Raw genomic sequence first — 13,689 nt, 5'->3', positions numbered from 1 at the left:
AAGTATAAAGAGCTTGGGGACAGGAACCCCGGCCGCTGCGTTATCTGGCGCAGGGCCGGGGTTCCCCGTTTTTATTGGGCCGCGCGCCGATGTACCGCGTGCCTTTTTCCCTTCTGCCCGCCGTGCCGGGCCGGGCGCAGGCAAAGCCTGCCGTATTCATAGCAGCGCCGGCACATATACTCCTGAAGCTCCTCGTAGCTCTCCACCATTGCAAGCAGGTCCGGGTCTTCATCATCCGTGCCCAGGCGCCGGGCGATGCGTTCCCGCGCATCGCCCGCCCTCTGCCAGATGCGGCTTGCTTTTGAACCGGGACGAAACTCATGCCGAACAATGTGGGAAAGCGGCACACGGTATCCTTCCAGGACATATTCGCCGTACATCAGGCCATAAATGATTTCGAAAAAATCCATATTTTCCCCTTTCCTCACTGGTAACCACAAGTTGATAATTCTCAGTATAAAGGCCATAAATCAATCTGTCAAATAGGAAAATTGATTTCTTGCATAGTACATAAATTCCGCTCTCATCTGTAAACTTAATACAGGTGGTGAACGGATATGGACGATAAAAATTTACAATACAAGCGAGAACTCGGTCTGAACATCAAGCACTACCGTTTAAAAAGCAATTACACTCAAGAACAATTGGCCGAAAAAATCGGCATCGGCCCCAAACATCTCAGCCGCCTTGAAACGGCCAAAATCGGCATTTCGCTGGACACTTTGTTCGACATTGCCGACGCACTTGAAATTGAGCCTTATCTGCTTTTGAAGTTCCGCTAAACCGCCGCGGCCGAACCGCGGCGGTTTCCCTGTGTTTTGGGGAACCCGTCTTTTTCGCGCATCAGTATTGTGCTATAATTATAACCGTTCTTTTTGTAAAAATGCCAAAGGAGTTCTTACAATGGGTATCATGGCACAAATCGGCATCGTGCTTGCGGTCTGCCTGGTAGGCGAGGGCATCGCGGCGCTGCTTCCCATCCCCTTCCCCGCCAGCGTCATCAGTATGGTGCTGCTGTTCCTCCTGCTTGCCACAAAGCTGCTTCGCCCCCACCACATCAAAGAAAAATCCAATTTTCTCATCACCAACATGGCCTGTTTTTTTGTGCCCGCCGGCGTGGGTATCCTGCGCTATGCGGATGTGCTGTGGGCCAACCTGCTGCCGCTGCTGGCCATCTGCTTCATCACCACGCCGCTGGTGTACGGCGTTACGGCCTGGGCCGTGCAGCTCACCATGCGCGCCATTCAGAAAAAGGAGGCCCGTCATGATTGAGGCTGTCACCACCTCGCCGCTGTTCGGCATCGTGCTGTGCATCGGCACGTTCCAGATCGGGCGCTGGGTCCAGAAAAAAACAGGGCTGACACTGGCAAACCCGCTGGTCATCGCTATTCTGCTGTGCATCGGCGTGCTGCTTATATTCGACATTCCTTACGAGGATTTCGCCATTGGCGGCGATATCGTGAACATGATGCTCGGCCCCGCCACGGCTGTGCTCGCCTTGAACATCTACAACCAGTATGCCGTGCTCAAGCGCCACTTCGTACCCGTTTTAGTGGGCTGCACCGCGGGCAGCCTGTTCAGCCTGGCAAGTGTGCTGCTGCTGTGCCGCCTGTTCCGGCTGGACGAAGCCGTCACCGCCGCGCTGCTGCCCAAAAGCTGCACCACGCCCATCGCCGTAGGCATTGCCGAAAGCCATGGCGGCATCGCGGCCATCACCATGGTGGCCGTGCTCGTCACCGGGTTCATCGGCGCGGTGTGCGCCCCTTTGTTCGCCAAGCTGATGCACGTGACGGAGCCTGTGGCCGAGGGCCTTGCCATCGGCGCATGCAGCCATGCGCTGGGCACCACAAAGGCGGCGGAGCTGGGCGAAGTTCAGGGGGCGATGAGCGGCATCGCCATCGGCGTATGCGGGCTGATCACCGTGGTCGCGGCGCTGTTTCTGTGAGCACGGCATACCGGAGCATTCAAAAAGCGCGTGTGGGCTTCCACACGCGCTTCATTTTTATACCGTTTTATTGCCCGCAGCCCGGACCGGGCTGCACGGCAGCTGCCTATTCATACAAAACCTGCCCCGCAAACACACAGACCACCCGCTTCAGATCCGGGTGCTCCGCCATCAACTGGTGCGCTGCCGTCAGCACGGCGCCCGCGCTGGGCGAAGCCGGAATGGCGTCTGTCTCCAGCACCTCACGCGCCGTGACGTTGGCCGTATGGCTGGGCACGGCCATCACGGCATCCACGATGTACGGGTTATAGTTTTCCGGCACAAAGCCCGCGCCCAGGCCCGGGATGTTGTGCCGTCCGATGTACCCGCCGCCGATGGCCTGGCTCTCGTAAGGCTCTACGGCAACCACCTTTACATCCGGGTACCATGCCTTGATGTATTCGCCCACGCCCGTAATAGTGCCGCCGCTGCCTACGCCCGCAACAACCGCGTCCAGCGCGCCGCCCGTTGCCTTGGCGATGTTCGGGCCCGTTACACGGCGGTGAAATTCAGCGTTCAAGTCATTGTCGAAATAGTTCAGGAAATAGCCGCCCGTCTGCTCCACGGCCTCCTGCGCGCGCTGCTCCACGCCCCTGCGGCCGTAAACATAGTTGGAAAGCACGATTTGCGCGCCGAACTTCGTCAGCATCTGCTGGCGCTCCAGCGGCACGGTAGCCGGCATGCAGAGCATCAGCGGGTGGCGGCTGTGGGCGCAGGCCACGGCCAGCGCCACGGCAAAGCTGCCGCTGGAACACTCGATCACCGTCTGGCCCGGCTGCAAAAGGCCTTTTTCCGTGGCCAGAGCCAGCATTCCTTCGGCCAGCGCGTCCTTTGCGGAGCCCGTCGTCCCGCCGTAGGCCAGATATGCATACAGGGAATCCGGCAGATCGTACTTCGCACAGTACCCGGAAAGCGCCACCACGGGGCGGCTGTACAGCGTTTCATAATAGCTTTTGTGGATATTCAAAACGAAACAGCTCCCTTCCCGGCGAAACCGCACACAATATCACGATTATTATACTATAAAATCCCAGTTTTGGGAATGCGTTTTCCATAAAATTTGCATTTCGCCGCCGGCATGCGCCAAGCGCACAAAAAGCTGCAAAAAAAATGGGCAAACCGCTGAAAAGGCCTTGACTTTACACCGCATGTGCGGTATAATGAACAAGATGTGTAAAGTGGTTTGCTTTACACAATGATTTTGAGAAAAGGAGCGGCCGCGGTGGTTACAAAAAACCTCGAAATTTCGTACCTGCTTGATTTTTACGGCGACGTGCTGACGGAAAAACAGCGCGACGTGATGGAGCAGTATTACAACGACGACCTCTCCCTTTCTGAGATCGCGGACAACTTCGGCATCACCCGCCAGGGTGTACGCGACGCCATCAAGCGCGGCGAGGGTACGATCCTGGAGCTGGAGGACAAGGTCGGCTTTGCGCGGCGGTACCGCGCTGTACAGGAGGGCATTGAATCGCTGGAGCAGCTCGCCCGCGACATCAATTTCTACAACAACAACAATTACGCGATGTCCGAGGACATCCATCGCGCTGCGGACGAGATGCTGCATATCATCAACCGCATGAGCGAGGCGTGAACAGCGCTGCATAACGAACGGAAAGCGAGGCGTGCCGCCGATGGCATTTGAGAGTTTAAGCGATAAGCTGGCTTCGGTATTCAAAAAGCTGCGCGGCAAGGGCAAGCTGACCGAGCAGGACATTAAGGACGCTATGCGCGAGGTGCGCATGGCCCTGCTGGAAGCGGACGTCAACTATAAAGTTGCGAAAGATTTTATCGCCGGCGTCACCCAGCGCGCCATGGGACAGGAGGTCATGGAGAGCCTGACCCCTGCGCAGCAGGTCATCAAGATCGTCAACGACGAGCTGACGGAACTGATGGGCGGCAGCGAGGCCGCGCGCATCCACATCAAGTCCAAGCCGCCGACGGTGATCATGATGTGCGGCCTGCAGGGTGCGGGCAAAACCACGCATACCGCCAAGCTGGCCAAACACTTTATCAAGGAGGGCCACCGCCCGCTGCTCGCCGCATGCGATATTTACCGCCCCGCCGCAGTCGATCAGCTGAAGATCGTAGGCGAAAAGGCCGGTGCGCCGGTGTTCGCCCTTCCGGGTGAAAAGCCCGAGGCCATTGCCAAAAAGGCCGTGGCCCACGCAAAGGACTACGGGAACGACATCGTCATCCTCGACACGGCGGGCCGCCTGCATGTGGACGGGGACCTGATGGCCGAATTGCAGCGCATCAAGGAAAACGTCCAGGTGGACGAAACGCTGCTCGTCATCGACGCAATGGCCGGCCAGGACGCTGTGAATGTAGCCAAAAGCTTCTCTGAAAGCACCGGCCTGGACGGCGTTATCCTGACGAAGCTGGATGGCGATACCCGCGGCGGCAGTGCGCTTTCCGTGCGTGCCGTTACAGGCAAGCCCATCAAATTCGCGGGCGTGGGCGAAAAGCTGGACGACCTGGAGGTATTCCATCCCAGCCGCATGGCCAGCCGCATTCTGGGCATGGGCGACGTACTGACGCTGATTGAAAAAGCGCAGGACACCGCCGACCAGAAAAAGGCCGAAGAAACCGCCAAGCGCCTGATGCAGAACAAATTCGACATGAACGATATGCTGGATCAGTTCGAACAGGTAAAGAAAATGGGCGGCGCTGCCGCCATGATGTCCATGTTCCCCGGCGCGGGACGCATTTCGGACGACGAGCTGGACAAAAGCGAAAAAGAGCTTGGCCGCATGAAGGCTATCATCCAGAGCATGACAAAGGGCGAACGCGCCAAACCCTCTACCATTGACCCCAAACGCAAGCGCCGCATTGCCGCCGGCAGCGGAACGCGCGTGGAGGACGTTAACCGCCTGCTTCGCCAGTATGAACAGATGCAGAAGATGATGAAGCAGTTCAAAAAGAACCCCAAGGGGTTTGGGCGCGGCATGAAAGGCCTGGGCGGCATGTTCCGCTAAGCGCCGCTTTTATTTCGGTAATCACGGGGCTTTGCCCCGCTGATATACAGTTTTTAAAAAATTACAGGAGGTGACAGGATTGGCTGTTAAAATCAGACTGCGCCGCATGGGCGCGAAGAAGGCTCCGTTCTACCGTGTGGTTGTTGCGGATTCCCGCTTCCCCCGCGACGGCCGTTTCATCGAAGAGATCGGTTACTATGACCCGACCAAGGAGCCCGCTGTTGTCCAGATCGACGCTGAGAAGGCGAAGAAGTGGATCGCGACCGGCGCTCAGCCCACCGATACCGTTCGTGTTCTGCTGAAGAAGAACGAGATTCTGTAATCGTGAAGGAGCACACAATGGAAGAGCTATTATTAGCAGTCGCCAAAGGCCTTGTGGAAGACAAGGACGCCGTAAAGGTTACGGTGGACGAGGCCAATGAGGACGGAATCATCGTGTATCACCTCACCGTTGCGGAGGACGACATGGGCCGCGTCATTGGCAAGCAGGGCCGCATCGCCAAGGCGATCCGCGTGGTCATGCGTGCTGCCGCCGTGCGCGAAGGCACCAAGGTCATGGTGGAGATCGGCTAAAATACGGTTCGGCCGCCAACGAAAATGGCTGTCGCAAAGTGCTTTTGAAGGGCATTTTGCGACAGCCATTTTTTGGTTTCCACTGCTTTCGTTACAACGCGGATACAAAAAACGTCTATATTGAATACAGCAGACAGAGCCGGACATATCCGGGAAACATCCACGCAAGGAGGAGCTTCTATGAAAAAACATGTCTGTGCCGCCGCGCTGGCGCTGTGCTTTGTTCTGGCCGCGTGTGCGCCGGAGCCGGGCGCTTCTTCCGCCTCCGTGCCATCCTCTTCCGCCGCAGCCTCCTCCCTACCGCCGGCTTCCGGCACGGCCGGACAGGCAGCGCCGCCTTTGGACCTTCCCTATGAAAAGATTCAGCCTGTGGCGGATCATGCCACACCGTACCCGTACCTTGCCTGCGGCTTTGACGGCAGCGGACCTGTGTATTACACCATGTGCCGAGGCGGCCTGTGGGGCCTGATGCGGGAAGATTTCACCGTTGTGCTGGAATGCCGCGCACCGCAGCCCGTGACGCGGTGCCATCTGGGGCACTGGTCATGGGGCAGCGACGGAATGAACTGGGATGAACTGGATGCAGTCAACGCCCGCTTGTCCGAAACCGGGGACGGCGCATTGGAAGTGGGGCACGGCGGCAGCGGCACACTTTTTTATTGGGACGTGGACGCATCCGCGCCCGGCTTCTGCCGGACGGGTGAAGCCGCACAAGCCCCTTCTCCTGTCACCGCCGCCGATTATGAGCGATACGGCGTATTCCTCCCCGTTCAGCTTTCCGTCATGGCTGAAAGCGAGATGACGGGCGGGCTGTATCCCCAGCCCATCGACAGCGCTTTCTGCTACAATTTCGCCGGGCCCGCCGAGGCGGATGCGCCGCACCTGCTCACCGAAGAAGCCTACGAGGCTGTGGGCTGGTTTCGGGAAGGACTCGGCTCCGTATATAAGAATGGCAAGACCGCCTATCTCAACGCCGAGGGCCGGGCCGTGACAGATTTTCTTTACGACGGCGTGTGGGCGGCTCGCTGCGCCACACAAAGCGTGCTGGACGAAAAAACAGGCACTTATGCAGACGAGGTCGTGTATGCCCGCCCGGGCTGCGGCTACCCGCTTCGCAACGGCTACGCCCCCGTGTGCCGGGACGGGCTTTGGGGCTTCCTCAATGCCGACGGCGCGGAAGCTGTTCCCTGCCGCTACGAATACGCCTGTCCCACACCGGATGGTCTTGCACTGGTACGCGAAAACGGCGTGTGGAGCCTTGTTGAGCCCGCGGCACTGGCGGCGTGAACTCCGTTTTCGCGCCTGCGGCGCCACTGTGAAGTCCGCCGGGCAAGCGGCTGCCGCCCACCTTTCCGTACGTCTTGTGCAGCCTCGACCGCCGCACGCTGCCGCCCGCGTGCGCCCTTTTCCCCTGCGCGAAACAGCACCGCGCCCATCCCGGCAGGAACCGGGCGGGGCGCGGTGCTGTTTTTTGTCTTTGCCCATGCTGACACGGCAGTCATCTGCACAGGCAGCGCCCGCCGCGAAGCGGACGGAATGGCACGTATGGTCCAATACCGTCCGGGATTTTTTCGTGCCTGTTCACTCGTTTTCCGGCCCGCCGCCCGCCGCAGTGCGCTGTGTTTCATAGCCGTCCAGAAAGCTGCGGAGCTGCCCGTCTTGCGTCCATCCCAGCGCCATGTTCAAATTGACATGATGCATGCTTCGGAAGATATTTACGTCTGCCTGCGGATTCGTTTTGCGCAGTGCCGCAATGAGAGCCTTTGTTTCGCTGCGTGCGCCGTGCATGCCTTCATCCGCTTCCTGCTCGGTGAAACGGCAGGCGCACTGCAGAAATGTCAGACCGTTGTAGCGTTTCCACGCCAAAATATCCGTCTCACGCACCAGGTACAGCGGACGGATAAGCTCCATACCCGGATAATTGGTGCTGTGCAGCTTCGGCATCATGGTCTTGACCTCCGCGCCCCACAGCATGCTCATAAGCGTCGTTTCGATCACGTCGTCGAAATGGTGCCCCAGCGCGATCTTATTGCAGCCCAGCGCCCGTGCGTTTTTATACAGATGTCCGCGCCGCATGCGCGCGCACAGATAACACGGCGACTGTTCGATATTCACCACTGTGTCAAAGATATCCGTCTCGAAAATATGCAGCGGCACCCCCATGAGCGCGGCGTTGCGCTCGATCATGGCGCGGTTTTCCGGGCGGTAGCCCGGGTCCATACACAAAAATTCCAATTCAAACGGAACGTCGCTGTGCTTTTGCAGCTGCTGCATGCATTTGGCAAGCAGAAAGCTGTCCTTTCCGCCGGAAATACACACCGCGATGCGGTCCCCCGCGTTCACCAGCCGATAGTCCTTACAGCCGCCGATGAACCGATGCCAAATGGGTTTCTTGTATTTTTTGATGATGCTGCGCTCTATCTCTACCGTCTTTTCCATGGGTCAGCGCCGGATGTCCAGCGTTTCCAGCACCGCGCCGTCCATATCCTTCGTGGTGAACACGCCGTCCTCATACACCATATAGCTGTGAACGCCGTCGCCTTTTGGAAGCGCCATGCTTCCGGGGTTCAGGAAGAAATAAGCGCCCCGGTCCGCCGCAGCACGCACGTGGGTATGGCCGTGGATGAGTACGTCGCCCGGGTTGAAATTGGGCAGATTTTCCTCGTTGAACAAATGCCCGTGAGTGACGAACACCATGCGTCCTTCCAGAAACAGAGCCATGTAATCCGCCATGATGGGAAACTCCAGCACCATCTGGTCCACCTCAGCGTCGCAATTGCCGCGCACAGCCAGCACCTGTGTTTTCAGGCCGTTCAGAATGGCCGTCACTTTTTTGGGATCGTACTCCCGGGGCAGGTCGTTGCGGGGGCCGTGGTACAGCAGGTCGCCCAGCAGGACAGTCTTGTCGGGCGCCTCGTTCCGAATCAGCTCCTCCAGCTTTTCCGCGTAATAGGCGGAGCCGTGGAGGTCGCTTGCAAACAACAGTTTCATTGGTATCACCTCAATTGTATAGTATAAACGATTTGCGCCGAAACTGGAAGATTTTTTGCGCAAAACATGGTAGAATGAGGGCAGACGAGCCATACGAAGGACAGAAAGGAACGAACGCCATGAAATCAGTTTTCTATTACGACACTCCCATCGGCAGGCTGGGCCTCGCAGAAAACGGCCGCGCTGTCACAGACGTGCTGCTGCACGGCGAACACCCGGCGGATGCGGAGATACGGGAAACGCCCTTGCTGCAAAAGGCCGCGGAGCAGCTTGCGGAATATTTCGGCGGCCTGCGCACGGAGTTCGAGCTGCCGCTGGAGTTTGAAATCGGTACACCCTTTGAGCGTACGGTCTGGCAGGCGCTGTCCACCATCCCCTATGGAGAAACACGCAGTTATGCGGACATCGCCCGGCAGATCGGCCGTCCTGCCGCCTGCCGGGCGGTGGGCCGCGCCAACGGGCGCAATCCGCTTTCCATCTTCGTGCCCTGCCACCGCGTTATCGGCGCATCCGGACAGCTGACGGGATACGGGGGCGGGCTGGATAAGAAAGAAGCGCTGCTGCGCCTGGAAGGCGTCTTGCTTTGACCGCTCCGCCGGAAGGCGCCATTAAAAAGGACCGTCCTGTGAAAGCAGGACGGTCCTTTTTGATTTGCAGGCATAGGCTCTTGAACGAGAGATCCCTCCACGGGTCAGGGCAGCTCGGCCTCGACTGCTTCCGCAGCGGCGGCGGCCTCGTTCTCCGCCAGGTTCTTTGCCTTGATCTCCGCGATCTTTTCCTGTATCTCCTCCATCTTTTCCTTGGTCAGCGGATAGAACTTCATCGCCACCACATTGCACAGCCAGCCGATGATGGGGACGATGGTAAACGCGATCACTACGACCCAGAACAGGCCCTCGCTCCACGGCGATTTATCGGTGGGGACTTCCTGCGCATAGCCGACCAGCGCGAACATCAGGGCGACGATGGTGGAAGCCAGCGAAGAGATCACCTTGTCCACAAAGCTGAACAGAGTGCCCATCAGGCCCGGGACGTATTTGCCGGTGCGGTATGTCTCATAATCCGCGCAATCGGCGGTCATCGGGATAACGATATTACCGGAGATGCCCGAAAAGCCCTTCTGGAAGATCCACAGCAGGCAGAACGCGATGGTGAAAAAGCTGATATTTGTGAAGCTGAACGAGCCGGGGTCGCCCCAAACCATCAAGCAGAACATCAGCACGGACGTGCCGATGGCGCCGTAGGTGCCGAACAGCAGCGCTTTCTTTTGCCCCATCCGGGAAGCGATGAATTTGATGCCCAGAAAATTGATGATGACAGTCGGGATCAGCACCAGCGAACTCATCTGCCCCTGCAGCGCGATGTTGCCGAACAGCACGCCGTAAAGCACCGCCATGATGGTCGTATTGGACTGCACGCTCATGAACAGTTTATCCGTAGAAGCAGCGACGACCAGCATCTGAATGGCACGGTTGTTTTTAAGCACTTCCCAGTAATCGCGAATACGGATACGCTGTGCCACACCCAAACCGAAATATTCCGGACGGTCCTTGCGCCAGATGCCAATGAGCGCTAGGATCGCGAACACCGTGGCCATCGAAACACAGATAAACCACAGTTCACGGAACATCGCGGGATTCATAAACCCGGATACCTCACCCACCGTGTATTTCGGCACAAGATACATCGTCACCAGCATGCCGAGGCCCGTCATGATAACAGCGTTGTAGATAGAGTCAAAGATGGCAAATGTCGGCCGCTGCTTTGGATCGTTCGTCATGCAGGACTGCGCCGATTTGGTGACAACACACTGGCAGGTGTAGCCGATGATATAGATTGCATACACTACAATGAAAAACAGCAGGCGGAGCACAAAATTCTCCGGCAGCTGCGGGCCCACAAAAAACATAATGAACGAGCACACCATCAAGATCAAATTTCCGATGATGATGAAAGGACGGTTCTTCCCCAGCCTGCCGTTCGTCTTGTCTACCATGAACCCGATGATCGGATCCGTCACACCGTCCCATACGCGCATAACAGTAAGCAGAACACTCACCAAGGCGAATCCAACGCCCATAATTCCTCCCACCAGGTAGGACACATACATCATCATCATCATGTATGTATTCGTCGAGGTGTTGTTCAGTGCATAAAAACCGATCTCCCAGGTTTTTGCACGATGCATTCCCGCCGCCGGGACCGCTTTGGAATCATTCATGATACCCTCTCCTTTTCTTTCTTACTGTTCCTCAGCTCCTTTGTCCGCGCAAAGAAGTTAAGACTTCTTATCGATATCTTAACAGTTTATTAACAACAATACATATGTTATTATTGCGGTTCCGATATTGCAAATATTGCTTCATTGACATTCTGCAATAAAAATTATTTTCTTTTTGTACATCACGCACACAGTTTGAAATTGTTTTTCATATTTTGATTTCAAAATAGAGGGGATTTTTTATGAAATTAAGAGTCATAATAAAAAAATTTACAAGGACGCAATAAAAAAGGAAGGCTCCCTAAGGAGCCCTCCTTTTAAAGCGACGAAAAACCTTCTGCAATATTCGCAATATATTGGCTTCAGCGTCCAATGCCGAAATACCTTGCAGCATTGTTAAAGCTGATATCGCGCACAATGCCGCCCAGCATCTCCATATCGGCCGGATACTCGCCGTTCTCTACCCAGCCGCCGATCAGTTCACACAGAATGCGGCGGAAATATTCGTGGCGGGTGTAGCTCAGGAAGCTGCGGCTGTCCGTCAGCATACCCACGAAGTTGCCCAACAGGCTCAGGTTGGCCAAGCTGGTCATCTGCTCCTGCATGCCCGTCTTTGTATCGTTGAACCACCAGGCGCTGCCGTGCTGGACCTTACCCGCCACTTCAGTGCCCTGGAACGCGCCGATGATGGTATCCAGCAGCTGGTTGTCCGCCGGATTCAAACTGTACAGAATGGTGCGGGGCAGCTCGCCTGTTTCCTCCAGCGCGTTCAGCACACCGGCCACAGCCTCGCCGCAATTGACAGTGTTGATCACGTCGTAACCGGTGTCCGGGCCGAGCTTCGCAAACATTTTCTTGTTGGGGTTGCGCAGACAATTATAGTGCAGCTGCATCACCCAGCCGCGCTTTGCATACTCACGGCCGCAGAACAGCAGCAGATCCGTCTTGAACAGCTCGATCTCCTCCACGGTGAGGGCTTCGTCGTTCATCCCCTTGCTGAACACCATATCCACTGCAGCGCGGTCCGCCGGGCGGTAAATGACATAGTCAAGGCCGTGGTCGGACGCGCGGCAGCCCGCGGCGTCAAAATGGTCGATGCGGGAGGCCAGCGCGCACTCCAGCGCGGCGCTGTCTTTGATCTCGCAGCCGCACACCTCGGCCAGCTTCGCAATATACTCCTTCCAACCCGCCTTGTCGATGTTCAGAGCCTTGTCCGGGCGGAAAGACGGCGCCACCACAGTGGTAATGGACGGATCTTCCTTGATTTTCTGATGCCATTCCAGAGAATCCACAGGGTCGTCTGTGGTACCGACAAAGGCCACGTTGCTCTGGGCGATCAGCCCGCGCACGCTCATGCCCGGCTCCTTCAGCTTTTCGTTGCACAGATTCCAGACCTCTTCGGCTGTTTCTCCATTCAGAGCGCCCTCATAACCGAAGTACTTTTTCAGCTCCAAATGGCACCAATGGTACATGGGGTTTCCGATGGCACGAGGCAGAGCCTCGGCAAATTTCTGGAATTTCTCCCGGTCCGGCGCATCGCCCGTAATGTACTTTTCCTCCACGCCGTTGGAGCGCATCACACGCCATTTGTAATGGTCGCCGCCCAGCCACACCTGGGTGATGTTCTCAAACCGGCGGTCCTCGAAGATCTCCCGCGGGCTGACGTGGCAGTGATAGTCGATGATGGGCATATCCGCCGCATATTCATGATAGAGCTTCTGCGCCGTGGGAGTGGAAAGCAAAAAATCCTTGTCCATAAAGGGTTTCATTGGGATCGTTCCTCCTGTTCATTTTATTCCGGGCGCCGCATTTTGCACACGGGAACACCGCAAAACACCGGCCCTTTTATCTGCTGTCTCAAGTTTACCATACGGATTTGTAATAGAAATTGCTATTATTGCTTCTTGCATTGCAATGCTTGCGCGCCCCGAAAAGAGACAACCCCCCGGCTGCGGACGAACCGGCCGGAGGGCTGCTGTTTTTCCGTCCGCAAAGCATGGGCGGAAAAATCACCGTTTATGCGCTTAGAACCACTCGCCGTAGCCCAGCTTGACGAGGTTATCGTGGCTGATTTTCAGGCTCTCAAACGGGTCGCGGCCGTAGGTGTCGTCCTGCTCGACCAGGAAATACTCACTGCCGCCGGCCAGGCCCGCCTCGATGCAGGCGGCCACGGGCAGCGTGCCCTCGCCCACCTCGGCGAACTGCACCACGTTGTTGAACCCGCCCATGAACTTCATAATGGACTCACGATTGGTGAAATCAATACCGCCCTCGGGCATTTTCATTTCGCCGATGCGGTAATCCTTCAGGTGCAGCAGGCGGATGCGGCCCGCGTACTTTTTGATAAACTCAACGGGATTCTCGCCGCCGCGGTGAATCCAGTGGATGTCCAGCTCAAAGCCCAGGTTTTTGGTGTTGTCCTTGATGATGTCCAGCAGATACTTGCCGTTGTAGCGTGCGAACTCCACATGGTGGTTGTGGTAGTACAGATCGATGCCCTCTTCCTTCAGCCTGGCAGCGGTCTCGTCCGCCTCCTTGGCGAAATCCATGGCCTTCTCGTAGCTGCCCATGCAGGTCATCGGCAGCATGCCGATGCGCAGCATATCGCAGTCCAGCTTGCGGCAGTCCTCAACAATCTTCTTGAAATCGTCCGGGTTGTTCAGATATTCGCCGGGCATGCCGGGCACCATGGGCGCCACGGAAGCGGTGCAGGAAGAAACATTCATACCAAGCTCGTCGATGGACTTGCGGAAACCCGCCACGTTCTCCGGCGTCATGGGCACCTGAGAGATCTCGATGCAGTGATAACCGATATCCGTAAGCTTCTTCATTGCGTCAAACGCGTCGAAGCTGGGCATTTTGGCGGGGGCGATGGTGCTCATCTGAACGCCGATCAAACCTTTTTTCATAAGTTCTGCTCCTTTTTCTTTCGTTTTTTGCGG

At 57.0% G+C, this 13,689-nt stretch carries 16 protein-coding genes; 9 read left to right on the top strand and 7 right to left on the bottom strand.

What is annotated here, in order from left to right:
- Positions 1-71: 71 nt before the first annotated feature.
- The gene (locus TQ39_RS08585; RefSeq protein WP_050005233.1) at positions 72-410 is read right to left on the bottom strand and encodes a hypothetical protein; all 339 of its coding nucleotides are present in this window, start codon (positions 408-410) and stop codon (positions 72-74) included.
- Between the two features lie 147 nt (positions 411-557).
- Between TQ39_RS08585 and TQ39_RS08580 the strand changes: the two genes are divergently transcribed.
- From TQ39_RS08580 to TQ39_RS08570, 3 genes are all read left to right on the top strand, one after another.
- Complete coding sequence (locus tag TQ39_RS08580; protein ID WP_050005232.1) at positions 558-782, top strand: helix-turn-helix domain-containing protein; 225 nt, start codon at positions 558-560, stop codon at positions 780-782.
- Between the two features lie 121 nt (positions 783-903).
- A complete protein-coding gene (locus tag TQ39_RS08575; protein WP_050005231.1) occupies positions 904-1,272 on the top strand; it encodes a CidA/LrgA family protein in 369 nt (122 codons plus the stop codon).
- Entirely contained in the window at positions 1,265-1,945 is a 681-nt protein-coding gene (locus TQ39_RS08570) for an LrgB family protein (protein WP_009324389.1), read from the top strand. The genes TQ39_RS08575 and TQ39_RS08570 overlap by 8 nt, the downstream gene beginning before the upstream one ends.
- A gap of 106 nt (positions 1,946-2,051) precedes the next feature.
- Here the strand turns inward: TQ39_RS08570 and TQ39_RS08565 are convergent, their stop codons facing one another.
- Positions 2,052-2,951: a PLP-dependent cysteine synthase family protein gene (locus tag TQ39_RS08565; protein WP_009324390.1), complete on the bottom strand. Its 900-nt coding sequence runs from the start codon at positions 2,949-2,951 to the stop codon at positions 2,052-2,054.
- A 255-nt stretch (positions 2,952-3,206) separates the two neighbouring features.
- Between TQ39_RS08565 and ylxM the strand changes: the two genes are divergently transcribed.
- The 5 genes from ylxM to TQ39_RS08540 all read left to right on the top strand — a co-directional run bounded on the left by ylxM (position 3,207) and on the right by TQ39_RS08540 (position 6,822).
- Positions 3,207-3,578: a YlxM family DNA-binding protein gene (ylxM, locus tag TQ39_RS08560; RefSeq protein WP_009324391.1), complete on the top strand. Its 372-nt coding sequence runs from the start codon at positions 3,207-3,209 to the stop codon at positions 3,576-3,578.
- A 40-nt stretch (positions 3,579-3,618) separates the two neighbouring features.
- Positions 3,619-4,962: a signal recognition particle protein gene (gene ffh / locus TQ39_RS08555; protein ID WP_009324392.1), complete on the top strand. Its 1,344-nt coding sequence runs from the start codon at positions 3,619-3,621 to the stop codon at positions 4,960-4,962.
- Between the two features lie 79 nt (positions 4,963-5,041).
- The gene (rpsP, locus tag TQ39_RS08550) at positions 5,042-5,284 is read left to right on the top strand and encodes a 30S ribosomal protein S16 (protein WP_009324393.1); all 243 of its coding nucleotides are present in this window, start codon (positions 5,042-5,044) and stop codon (positions 5,282-5,284) included.
- A 17-nt stretch (positions 5,285-5,301) separates the two neighbouring features.
- Positions 5,302-5,535 (top strand): KH domain-containing protein, encoded by a 234-nt coding sequence (locus tag TQ39_RS08545; RefSeq protein ID WP_009324394.1) that lies wholly within the window; start codon positions 5,302-5,304, stop codon positions 5,533-5,535.
- A gap of 180 nt (positions 5,536-5,715) precedes the next feature.
- Positions 5,716-6,822 carry a WG repeat-containing protein gene (locus TQ39_RS08540; RefSeq protein ID WP_050005230.1) on the top strand — a complete coding sequence of 369 codons (1,107 nt, stop codon included), beginning with the start codon at positions 5,716-5,718 and terminating at the stop codon, positions 6,820-6,822.
- 294 nt (positions 6,823-7,116) lie between these two features.
- Here the strand turns inward: TQ39_RS08540 and TQ39_RS08535 are convergent, their stop codons facing one another.
- Together TQ39_RS08535 and yfcE are read right to left on the bottom strand one after the other, a co-directional pair.
- Positions 7,117-7,974, bottom strand: coding sequence for a tRNA 2-thiocytidine biosynthesis TtcA family protein (locus TQ39_RS08535; RefSeq protein ID WP_050005229.1), 858 nt, complete (start codon positions 7,972-7,974; stop codon positions 7,117-7,119).
- A gap of 3 nt (positions 7,975-7,977) precedes the next feature.
- Positions 7,978-8,526, bottom strand: coding sequence for a phosphodiesterase (gene yfcE / locus TQ39_RS08530; RefSeq protein ID WP_009324397.1), 549 nt, complete (start codon positions 8,524-8,526; stop codon positions 7,978-7,980).
- 119 nt (positions 8,527-8,645) lie between these two features.
- On the opposite strand from yfcE, the gene TQ39_RS08525 reads away from it, so the two are divergent.
- Complete coding sequence (locus TQ39_RS08525) at positions 8,646-9,113, top strand: methylated-DNA--[protein]-cysteine S-methyltransferase (protein ID WP_050005228.1); 468 nt, start codon at positions 8,646-8,648, stop codon at positions 9,111-9,113.
- A gap of 104 nt (positions 9,114-9,217) precedes the next feature.
- Here TQ39_RS08525 and TQ39_RS08520 read toward each other — a convergent pair whose 3' ends face one another.
- The 3 genes from TQ39_RS08520 to TQ39_RS08510 all read right to left on the bottom strand — a co-directional run bounded on the left by TQ39_RS08520 (position 9,218) and on the right by TQ39_RS08510 (position 13,656).
- Positions 9,218-10,747 (bottom strand): MFS transporter, encoded by a 1,530-nt coding sequence (locus TQ39_RS08520; RefSeq protein ID WP_050005227.1) that lies wholly within the window; start codon positions 10,745-10,747, stop codon positions 9,218-9,220.
- 362 nt (positions 10,748-11,109) lie between these two features.
- A complete protein-coding gene (gene uxaC, locus TQ39_RS08515; RefSeq protein WP_050005226.1) occupies positions 11,110-12,516 on the bottom strand; it encodes a glucuronate isomerase in 1,407 nt (468 codons plus the stop codon).
- Between the two features lie 255 nt (positions 12,517-12,771).
- Entirely contained in the window at positions 12,772-13,656 is an 885-nt protein-coding gene (locus TQ39_RS08510; RefSeq protein ID WP_009324401.1) for a sugar phosphate isomerase/epimerase family protein, read from the bottom strand.
- Positions 13,657-13,689: the final 33 nt, after the last annotated feature.

Origin of the sequence: Ruthenibacterium lactatiformans (assembly GCF_000949455.1) — a bacterium.
GTDB classification, from domain to species: Bacteria; Bacillota; Clostridia; order Oscillospirales; family Ruminococcaceae; genus Ruthenibacterium; species Ruthenibacterium lactatiformans.
This window is presented reverse-complemented; position numbering and strand designations above follow the sequence as displayed.

What these genes read in the sequence shown, in the direction of transcription:
- TQ39_RS08585 (WP_050005233.1), bottom strand. Translation starts at nt 410, where the DNA reads ATGGATTTTTTCGAAATCATTTATGGCCTGATGTACGGCGAATATGTC.
- TQ39_RS08580 (WP_050005232.1), top strand. Translation starts at nt 558, where the DNA reads ATGGACGATAAAAATTTACAATACAAGCGAGAACTCGGTCTGAACATC.
- TQ39_RS08575 (WP_050005231.1), top strand. Translation starts at nt 904, where the DNA reads ATGGGTATCATGGCACAAATCGGCATCGTGCTTGCGGTCTGCCTGGTA.
- TQ39_RS08570 (WP_009324389.1), top strand. Translation starts at nt 1,265, where the DNA reads ATGATTGAGGCTGTCACCACCTCGCCGCTGTTCGGCATCGTGCTGTGC.
- ffh (WP_009324392.1), top strand. Translation starts at nt 3,619, where the DNA reads ATGGCATTTGAGAGTTTAAGCGATAAGCTGGCTTCGGTATTCAAAAAG.
- TQ39_RS08545 (WP_009324394.1), top strand. Translation starts at nt 5,302, where the DNA reads ATGGAAGAGCTATTATTAGCAGTCGCCAAAGGCCTTGTGGAAGACAAG.
- TQ39_RS08540 (WP_050005230.1), top strand. Translation starts at nt 5,716, where the DNA reads ATGAAAAAACATGTCTGTGCCGCCGCGCTGGCGCTGTGCTTTGTTCTG.
- TQ39_RS08535 (WP_050005229.1), bottom strand. Translation starts at nt 7,974, where the DNA reads ATGGAAAAGACGGTAGAGATAGAGCGCAGCATCATCAAAAAATACAAG.
- yfcE (WP_009324397.1), bottom strand. Translation starts at nt 8,526, where the DNA reads ATGAAACTGTTGTTTGCAAGCGACCTCCACGGCTCCGCCTATTACGCG.
- TQ39_RS08525 (WP_050005228.1), top strand. Translation starts at nt 8,646, where the DNA reads ATGAAATCAGTTTTCTATTACGACACTCCCATCGGCAGGCTGGGCCTC.
- TQ39_RS08520 (WP_050005227.1), bottom strand. Translation starts at nt 10,747, where the DNA reads ATGAATGATTCCAAAGCGGTCCCGGCGGCGGGAATGCATCGTGCAAAA.
- uxaC (WP_050005226.1), bottom strand. Translation starts at nt 12,516, where the DNA reads ATGAAACCCTTTATGGACAAGGATTTTTTGCTTTCCACTCCCACGGCG.
- TQ39_RS08510 (WP_009324401.1), bottom strand. Translation starts at nt 13,656, where the DNA reads ATGAAAAAAGGTTTGATCGGCGTTCAGATGAGCACCATCGCCCCCGCC.